A 9,470-nucleotide genomic window follows, 5' to 3' on the forward strand; every position below is an offset into this window, starting at 1 on the left:
AGTGGCCGGGCGTGCGGAAGAGCTACTTGATGACGATGTCGTGCCGGTCGGAGTAGGCCTCGTAGGTCTTCCCGCTGCCGTCGAAGGTCGTTGCCGGACGGTTATAGACGAACACCATGTTGTCCCGCGTCAGGTAGTCGTTCTTGCCCCGCACCGGCTGGGCCACGAAGGGGACCCATCCGTCAACGCTCTTGGATCCCGTGGATGCCGTGCCTGCACCCACCGGCTCGAGGCCGGCGTCCTTGAGGTCCTGCTCGACCAGGGAGGCACTCACGTCAGCGCTGAGGTAGTCCTTCTCCTTGGACTGGATCTTCTGGAAGGCGGTGACCTTGCCGCTGTAAGTGACCTCACCGCTGAACTCCATCGTGCAGTGAAGCAGGAAGATCCTGTCCTGGCTGCCCTTCTCCGTCGCCTTGAAGGTGGGGGCCGAGTAGTCGTAGACGATTTTGTCGCAGGTCTGGGTCAGCCCGATCGCCTGGTCCTTGATGACAATGGGATCAATGCTCTCCACCTTCTCACCGGTGGGCAGCGTCTCACCGCCCTGAGGCGAGGAGGCCTTCGCACTGCTCGAGCTCGACGTCGAGCCGGTAGGGGCAGACGATTCCTTGCTCGAGGCTGACTCTGACGCGTCGGAGTCAGCCTTGGGGGACTTGTCATCGCTTGCCTGCGAAGCCGTTGTCCTGCTTGATTTATCCGAGTCCGTCCTAGCTCCCTGGTCGCCGCAGGCAGACAGGCCAAGAGACAGGGCCAGGACGGCCACCGCTGCGACAGTCTTGATCGTGGAACGCATGGAAGCACCTTTCTGGGTCACTACAGACAACCTGACGCTGCGCCGTCCGCCAGAGACGTTCCGGGGGAATGCCTCGTGGCCCTGCCCGCATCGCGACGAAGACGAAGGGGCGAGGCCCCGCCAACGAGGAACAAGGGGCTACAGTGCCACGAATGGCACCATAGCCCCTTATCTTGAACTCCGTCAGAGAAATGAGACGACAACAGTCCTCAGAAGGCCCGACGGCACTGGAAAGAGAATCGGATCCGTCCTACTTGAGCACGAGGTCCTGGGTGTCGGAGTAGGCCGAGTACTGCTTGCCGGACTGGGTGCCCTTTCCGGCTGCGCGGTCGTAGGCGATGCTGGTGGTGCCCTCGGAGAAGGGCTTCAGCTTGGTCGAGTCTGACACGGCGACGTAGGCGAACCAACCCTCAACGTGAGTGGAGCCGGCGTCCTCGGTGTCAATCACGTCAAGACCGTCGTCCTTCAGGTCGTCGGCCACGTTTGCTCCGTACTGAACCGTCTTGGGCTTGGATGATGTTTTGTCCCGGAGCGAGGTGGAGTCTGAGAGCGTGCTACTGTAGGCGATGTCTCCGTTGAAATCGAGCGTGCAGTGAAGCAGGTAGACGGTGTCTGTCTTACCTTTCTGCTTGAGCTTCGGTGCGGCGTAGTCCTCGACCACCTTGTCACAGGTCTGGGTGAGACCGATCTCCTCGTCCTTGAAGGTCACCGGCTTGATGTTCTGAATGGTGGAGCCGGACTTAGTGGTCTCACCACTCTTGCTCTTGGAGCCCTTGGAGTCCTTGGCATCCTTGGAGTCCTCGGAGGGGGATGCATCCGAGTCGTCCGAGTCCGCCTTGGCTGAGGCCGACGAGGAGGCGCCGGCCGAGGGCTGAGAGACCTCCTGCTCATCGCAGGCGGACAGTCCGACAGCCATGGCAAGGGCGGCGGCAACGGAGAGGACTTTGACAGAGGAGCGCATGGGGATTCCTTTCTGGCACGTTGGGAATGGCGAAAGTGTGCGCCATGCGCGAGCCCTCTGCCATGGGGAGGCTACCCGGGGGAGCACTCCCCGTCTCCGTCTACCTGCCCCTCAGAAGTCCCAGTCCTCGTCCTGGGTGGCCTCGGCCGTGCCCATGACGTAGGAGGAACCCGAGCCGGAGAAGAAGTCGTGGTTCTCGTCGGCGTTGGGGGACAAGGAGGCGAGGATCGCCGGGTTGACGTCGACGGCGTCGGCCGGGAACAGCGCCTCGTAGCCCAGGTTCATGAGGGCCTTGTTGGCGTTGTAGCGCAGGAACTTCTTGACGTCCTCGGTCAGGCCGAGCTCGTCGTAGAGGTCCTCGGTGTACTGCTCCTCGTTGTCGTAGAGCTCCATGAGCAGCTCGAAGGTGTAGTCCTTGAGCTCGGCCTGGCGCTCGGGGGAGGATTCGCGCACGGCCAGCTGGTACTTGTAGCCGATGTAGTAGCCGTGGACGGCCTCGTCACGGATGATGAGGCGGATGAGGTCGGCGGTGTTGGTCAACTTGGCGTGGCTGGACCAGTACATGGGGGCGTAGAAGCCGGAGTAGAAGAGGAAGGACTCCAGCATGGTGGAGGCGACCTTGCGCTTCTCGGGGTCGTCGCCGCGGTAGTAGTCCAGGATGATGTGGGCCTTGCGCTGGAGGTTCGCGTTCTCCTCGCTCCAGCGGAAGGCCTCGTCGATCTCCGCCGTCGAGATGAGGGTGGAGAAGATCGAGGAGTAGGAGCGGGCGTGGACCGACTCCATGAAGGCGATGTTGGTGAGCACCGCCTCCTCGTGGGGGGTGCGGGCGTCCGGGATGAGGGAGACCGCGCCGACCGTGCCCTGGATCGTGTCCAGCAGCGTCAGACCGGTGAAGACGCGGGTGGTCATGTTCTTCTCGGCCTCGTTGAGGGTGGCCCAGGACTGCACGTCATTGGACAGCGGCACCTTCTCGGGCAGCCAGAAGTTGCCGGTGAGGCGGTCCCAGACCTCGAGGTCCTTGTCGTCGGTCAGGCGGTTCCAGTTGATGGCCTGGACGCGGTCGACCAGCTTGATGGGCTCGTGCATCAGTTCCTCCCGGGGTTTGGGTGATCCAGCCTCATGCTACCGATGAGACCGCCGGCCGGCAGTAATGCCCGCCCGAAGAGGGCTGTGGTGCCCGCCGCGCTCCCTTTGGTCCGGTCCCCCGTCGTCCTGGCGTCCGGTTCGACGCCGTCGCCACCGTCACGACGAGGAAGAGGCCGCCTGCTGGGCGGCGGCAAGGATGGGCGCACCCTTCTCAGGCGGATCTCCCTGGCCGACCACGGCACCACCGTTCATGTCGAAGGCGACGACTTCAGAGTCGTAGTCGTCGTTCGGCGCGGTGGCCAGCTCGACCCTCTGAAGAGTCCGATTTCCCAGGACAGCCGCCAGAACCGGCGCTGCGGCGCCAACATCCACACCCTTTCCGTACTCACCGAGTCCCCACACTCTCAGCTGGGTCACCTGGTTGACATCATTATGCGCATCCAGGTCCACCATCGCATTAACTCGTTTGTCTGCCGGGATGGCATCAAGGACGCTCTTGATCGGCACGGAGGTGAGATCCACGCCTTTAAAATGAGTGATATAACAATTGGATGAGCCCACAACAATATTCTGCTCGGTCTTGAGTGAACCAACACCAACAACCGGAGACGTTAGCGGAAGAATGAAGTTGTCCGGAAGGGTTTTCACGCCATGGTAGCGTAGCCGGATTCTATCCCAGGAGATTTCCACGCTCTCTACCTCCGAGGAGACCACCTTCATGACAGCCGGCACAGCCTTCTCAAGGTCGTCGGTCGGCAGATGACAGGACATCGACGTCGCACCCTGGGTCCATGTGACATCAAGCTCCACCTTGTCGGAATCGACCAGACTCACTACCTCGTTTCGAGCATTGCGAATGATTGCGAGGACTGAATCCTGCCCAGGATCACCCTCGAGGTTGACGGCCACATCCCAGCGATCATCAGTCACGAGCCCCGGATCCACATCAACCTCAACGGACGTGACACCATCAAGACCGGATAGATACTTGCGCACCTTCCTCTTCTTCTTGCTGAGAGCCAGAGCGAATGGCGAGCACCCGCCCACTCCGAAAGCAAGAGATACTGCACCCACTGCCAGCACCTCACGACGTCGAACACTCATCGACCTCACTGCCCTTCCCTTGATGATGTCCGGCATGTGCACGTCAGACAGAGACGCCCTCGGGGCCGTACCCCATCAGGATACCGAAGCCACCATTTGCTGGGCCGCGGCAAGGATGGGCGCCCCCTTCTCAGGCGGATCTCCCTGGCCGACCACAGTGCCGGACTTCATGTCAAAGCCAACCACCCTGGGCTGGACCTTACTTTCCACCGAGGTAAGCAGCTCCACCCTCTGGAGCACCTGGTTGCCGAGGACTGTGGCGAGAACCGCGGCGTCGGGCTGAACATCCTCATCCTGCCAGTCATTGACCCATTTCTTGAATATGAGACGGGCCTGGTGACTGTTATAATCCTCCGCCTCCAGGCTCAGGACCGCTCCGTACCGCTTGTCAGAGGGAATGGCTTCCAGTGCACGCTTGATTGGCACGGATGTGAGATCCTTACCCTTGGCGTGAGAGATGAAGCAGTGAGACCGTCCAATCAGGATACTCTGCTCGACCCTCAGGGAGCCGAGGCGCAGCACCGCAGAGGTGGGCGGCAGGATGAAATGATCCGGGAGGGTCTCAGTAGTCCGGTACTCGAAGGAAATTCTTTCCTCCTCGATCTGGACTCGCTCCATGACGGGCGATAACGCCTCCACCGTGGCGGAGGCAGCCTTATCGGCATCCTTCATCGGCAGGTAGCAGAAGACGGAGGTCTTCCCCTTGACCCAGGAGACAACCATCCTCACCTCATTGGCTCCGGTCAGGTTCAGCACTTTGGCGTAGGCGTCCCGCACAACTGTCGCAACTGATTCCGCGGACGGATCGTCCTTGAGCCGCACATCCACGGTCCAACGATCCGGCTCTGAGAACTCCGGGTGCACCTCTACCCTCACGGACGCCACAGCGTCGAGCCCGGAGAGGTACTGATGCACCTTCCGCTCCCGCCTCTTGCGCGCCATAGCCATGGGCGAGCACCCGGCCACTGCGAAAGCGAGGGACACGAGGCCGAACGCCAGCGCCTCACGACGTCGAGCATTCATCAGACCCCACTCCGTTGCGTCAAGAGCTCCTGCCGCACTCTCCTGTCACAGGGAACCATCAGATTCACACTCCCGTCACAACTAAGAAGCGGACTCCCGGGCTGCTGCCCGAACCTTCGCACCCTCTTCAGGAGGGTATCCGGCATCGAAGGTACCCGCATCCATCTGGAAGCGCACGCCTTCCGTCCCGCCAGAACTCTGGTCCGACACGGTCGAGACGTAAAGCGACTGAAGCGCCTGATTCCCTGAGACGATATTGAGCACTTTCGCTGCCGCGGCGACATCGAGGCCATCCGACACCGTCCCAAAAGCAGAGACATCGAGTGTTGGTTTCTCATACACGTGATGATCGTCCGTCAATTCAACTCTGGCCTCCTTCCGATACTTTGAATCGATGGCATCCACTACCTCGCGGAGCGGAACGGAACTGAAGTCAGTAGTGTCGGCATTAACCTTGACAGTCATGCCACCAAGATCAAAACTGTCATCCACACCAACGCCGGATCGTGGCATCATAATCACATCATCCGGAAACTTCTTTACTTCGCCTCGATTCACCGAGATATGACGACCTCCACCATCCATGGACTTCATGCTAGACTTCGCCAGATCCCGAAGATAATCGAGCGCCGCCTCATTCGGCTCGTTCTCCGAGAGAGACCACGACACAGAGGCGCCATTCTGCTTCCAGGACGCCGACAGTCTGACGTAACTCCTCCCCACAGCCTCTTTGACCAGACGATAGGCGTCTTTGAGGACAGCGAGAGTCTCTTCTCGCCCGGGATCATCGTTGAGAACGATCAGGACCGTCCAGGAGTCACCTATTTCGAAGTTGTATTCCACCTCCGCGTTCACTGACTTGACGACATCGAAGCTCTTCAAGGACTGCTTGATCCGACGGCGAGCCTGGATATTTCCCGGGGCCAGCGACCCGCAGCCCGACATCGCCAGCAGTGCCAAAACTCCGGCGCCGACCAGAATCGTGCGCCTCGGGAGGCCCTTTCCTCCCACCAGCCCCATCACAACCGGACCGATTCACCCGGACGCGCCAGGAAGAGCGCGGTGAACAGGAAGCGGAGGATGTTGCGTCGACGATGAGCCATGGTGCCACCTTAGGTCCTCGCTCCGACGCACGGGATGGGGATCGTTCCCCTGCCCAGCCCGCGCGGCTCCGACACAGTCCCGTCACGCGTGGTCTCATGGCGGCAGCACCCCACCTTTCTCACCGTATGCTTCCCCTGCGAGTCAGTCGCGCATCAAAGTGATCCTGGACGGCCTGTACTTCGACACGCGGACGCAACGCGGCAAGGGAACGGCTTTCGAGCGCCTGGTGCGCCAGTTCCTTCTCACGGATCCGCGCTACGCGGAGCGCTTTGACGAGGTGTGGATGTGGAGCGACTGGCCGGAGCGGGGCGCGTGCCCGGACCGCGGCATCGACCTGGTGGCCCGCGAGCGCGAAACCGGCGAGCTGTGCGCCGTCCAGTGCAAGTTCTATGACCCCGACACGGGCGTCATCACCAAGGGCGACGTCGACTCCTTCCTGGCGGAGTCGGGGACGGGAGAGTTCACCTCCCGACTGTTCGTGTCCACAACGGAGCACTGGAACTCTGCCGCGGAGGAGACGGTGTCTCGTCAGGCCATCCTGGTCTCCCGGATCGGCCTGGAGGACCTGTTCAACTCCACGATCGACTGGGACTCCTTCAGCCTGGAGACCCCCGAGGTCATGGTGCGCACCGGCGGCAAGAGCCTGCGCGAGCACCAGAAGCGAGCCCTGGACGCGGTGACTGCCGGACTGTCCACGGCGGACCGGGGCAAGCTCATCATGGCGTGCGGCGCCGGCAAGACCTTCACGTCCCTTCGCATTGCGGAGGCCATGGCGGGCTCCAGTGGTCGGGTCCTGTCCCTGGTGCCCTCCATCGCGCTGCTGTCTCAGACGCTCATGGAGTGGAGCGCCGAGTCGGAGGTGCCGCTGCGCTCCTTCGCGGTCTGCTCGGATACGAAGGTCGGCAAGGGGCGCAAGCGCACCAGCCTGAGCGAGGACATCTCAGTGGTGGACCTGGCGATCCCGGCCACCACGGACGGCGCGGCGCTCGCCAACCGCTTGACGCGCCGTCCCGCCCCGGTCAACGGGACGGCCCCGATGACGGTGGTCTTCTCCACCTACCAGTCGATCGACGCCGTCGCCCAGGCCCAAAAGCTCGGCGCCCCCGGCTTCGACCTGGTGATCTGCGACGAGGCCCATCGCACGACCGGCGCCACCGCCTTGGGCACGGATGAGTCCGCCTTCGTCCGCGTCCACAACGTCGACTACATCCACGCCTCCAAGCGTCTCTACATGACGGCGACTCCCCGCATCTACGACGACTCGACCAAGGCTCGCGCCGGTCAGAAGAACGCGATCCTCGCCTCCATGGACGACGTCGAGACTTACGGCGAGGAGCTTTTCCGCCTGGGCAGCCGCACTAGGGACCATCTTCGCAACCGTACTTACCGCGCTGAACTTAAGACGTGAGGCTCGGTGGCGGCGCGAAGACGAGAGACAAAGAAGTGAAGACGAGAAACGGAAGCAAGCGGTGCGCATCACTGCCTGGATTCTGGCCGACCAGAAGTTGAGACAAACAAAAGAAGACATTATACGCATCAGCAATCAATCCTTCTCTCCTGTGTATCGCTGTGTTGCAATCTTCGTCATCAACGAACAGAATGAGAGCCATTATCCAGCGGGATGTCGAAGACATCCTCACCACGCTTCCACCAGGCGAATGACAGCTTGTCGCCCCGAGGGGATGGCGAGGGATGAGCGCCAGCCCTGGCGTAGAGATCGCCTTCACTGACGCACACGGAGTACACTGGATACGAAACGCCGCGGGACAGTTGCGCGAGAGCCCCATAGATGCGATCAAGCACTACGAAATAAAACTACCCTATTCTTCTGATCAACTGACCCCAGCAACCACATAAACCCACCTGGACACATCTCTTCGCCAAGCAAGTCGATGCAGCGCGAAAGCCGCTTCGTCCGCAACAAGCACGATCTACTGGTGGACGTGAGAGCGATCCCAGCGCGGCACCGGGGAATGTGTCACTGGCGTGCCGTACGATGACGGTGACAACTCAGGTGAACACGGAAGGGAGGCCCTCTGTGGCAGGTCACGGTGCACACATCACAGCCATGGTGCGCAGTCATGCCTCCGGTGACGAGGACGCCTTCTACTCCGTCGCCCTGCAGGTCGCCGCTCGGGAAGCTCGTCAGGGGCACCACCGACTCGCCTCTGACATCAAGAAGGCTGCCGACTCCTCACGTCAGCGAGCACGCTCGCCTCTTGCGACGGTAGCCACACTTCCACGCCCCGAGGGAGACATCGCCGGTCTGGTTGAGATCGCTCAGCCACAGGTACGGCTGCGCGATCTCGTCATCTCACCTGAGCTCGGCGAGCAGATCACGCAGGTCATCCAGGAGCAGCGGCAACGGTCCGTTCTGATCGAGCATGGCTTCACCCCGATGCATCGTCTGCTTCTCGAGGGCCCGCCCGGTACAGGCAAGACCATGACTGCCTCCGTCATCGCCTCTGAGCTCTCACTTCCGATGTACACCGTGCGTCTGGACAGTCTGCTCAGCAAGTTCATGGGTGAGACTGCCTCCAAGCTGCGGACAGTGTTTGACGAGGTCGCCACCCACCGCGCGGTCTACCTCTTCGACGAGTTCGACGCCCTCGGCGGAGACAGAAGCAGCAACGACGTCGGCGAAGCGCGACGCATCCTCAACTCATTCCTGGTATTCCTGGAGGAAGCGAGCCCGGAGTCGATTGTGGTCGCGGCCACCAACCATCGTTCCATCCTGGATCGCGCACTCTTCCGTCGCTTCGACGCCGTCCTCACCTACTCGCTGCCGAGTGGCAGGCAAGCCCAAGCGGTTATCCGCAAGCGCCTGGGGTCACTTGCCAAGGGCGTTTCATTTACCGGGCTGTCCTCCCGCACAGAGGGACTCAGTCATGCGGATATCGTCAAGGCAGCCGAGTCAGCCGCTAAGGCTGCGCTCATGAGAGGGGACGCTGTGGTGACACGAGCAGATCTTGAGCTGGCACTTGCTGCGCGCCGCTCCGCCAGCCTGGGGTAGGCCATGTCCGAGTCGCCCCGCCTCGATCACCTGTACGTCAATGGCTATGTTGGGTCCAGGCCACGGACCGCACGCGGCATGGGAACGACTGCTATCAGACCTGTAGAGCGCCAGACTCACGGCAAGCGTCTCATCGAAGAGATTGATGCCGTATTTACGAAAGAACAGGAAGCCCGGGACTCCCAGGATCTTGATCCGGTACTACAAGCCAATGGGACGTACCTAACACTTGAGGGCGTCAGCGCCGACTTCGAACTGAAACTTGACTCTCTGACACAGTTGACGCGGAAGGGTAAGACATCAAGAAAACCGAAGTGGCTTCTTCTATCGGTGCACCCCGCCACAGAGGACTCTCCTGAACGAGCCAATGAGGCTTATTCATGGGGTGT

At 61.4% G+C, this 9,470-nt stretch carries 8 protein-coding genes and 1 pseudogene; 3 read left to right on the forward strand and 6 right to left on the reverse strand.

What is annotated here, in order from left to right; translation table 11 throughout:
• Positions 1-22: 22 nt before the first annotated feature.
• The 6 genes from BKH20_RS07195 to BKH20_RS07220 form a co-directional block, all read right to left on the reverse strand.
• Positions 23-790, reverse strand: coding sequence for a hypothetical protein (locus tag BKH20_RS07195; protein ID WP_070662622.1), 768 nt, complete (start codon positions 788-790; stop codon positions 23-25).
• A gap of 250 nt (positions 791-1,040) precedes the next feature.
• Entirely contained in the window at positions 1,041-1,751 is a 711-nt protein-coding gene (locus tag BKH20_RS07200; protein WP_075390493.1) for a hypothetical protein, read from the reverse strand.
• Positions 1,752-1,862: 111 nt separating this feature from the next.
• Positions 1,863-2,837 carry a class 1b ribonucleoside-diphosphate reductase subunit beta gene (gene nrdF / locus BKH20_RS07205; protein ID WP_070662632.1) on the reverse strand — a complete coding sequence of 325 codons (975 nt, stop codon included), beginning with the start codon at positions 2,835-2,837 and terminating at the stop codon, positions 1,863-1,865.
• Between the two features lie 156 nt (positions 2,838-2,993).
• Positions 2,994-3,977 (reverse strand): hypothetical protein, encoded by a 984-nt coding sequence (locus BKH20_RS07210; RefSeq protein ID WP_256693071.1) that lies wholly within the window; start codon positions 3,975-3,977, stop codon positions 2,994-2,996.
• A gap of 39 nt (positions 3,978-4,016) precedes the next feature.
• Positions 4,017-4,856, reverse strand: a complete 840-nt coding sequence (locus BKH20_RS07215) for a hypothetical protein (RefSeq protein ID WP_256693072.1) — start codon at positions 4,854-4,856, stop codon at positions 4,017-4,019.
• A 189-nt stretch (positions 4,857-5,045) separates the two neighbouring features.
• A complete protein-coding gene (locus tag BKH20_RS07220) occupies positions 5,046-5,984 on the reverse strand; it encodes a hypothetical protein (RefSeq protein WP_256693074.1) in 939 nt (312 codons plus the stop codon).
• 241 nt (positions 5,985-6,225) lie between these two features.
• On the opposite strand from BKH20_RS07220, the gene BKH20_RS07225 reads away from it, so the two are divergent.
• The 3 genes and pseudogenes from BKH20_RS07225 to BKH20_RS14350 form a co-directional block, all read left to right on the forward strand.
• The gene (locus BKH20_RS07225) at positions 6,226-7,476 is read left to right on the forward strand and encodes a DEAD/DEAH box helicase family protein (protein ID WP_256693073.1); all 1,251 of its coding nucleotides are present in this window, start codon (positions 6,226-6,228) and stop codon (positions 7,474-7,476) included.
• A 660-nt stretch (positions 7,477-8,136) separates the two neighbouring features.
• Positions 8,137-9,081, forward strand: coding sequence for an AAA family ATPase (locus BKH20_RS07230; protein WP_218638154.1), 945 nt, complete (start codon positions 8,137-8,139; stop codon positions 9,079-9,081).
• A 3-nt stretch (positions 9,082-9,084) separates the two neighbouring features.
• Positions 9,085-9,470: pseudogene (locus tag BKH20_RS14350) on the forward strand (subtilisin family serine protease); the annotation flags it as partial.

It is taken from the genome of Actinomyces oris (assembly GCF_001937445.1).
Taxonomy (GTDB): Bacteria; Actinomycetota; Actinomycetes; order Actinomycetales; family Actinomycetaceae; genus Actinomyces; species Actinomyces acetigenes.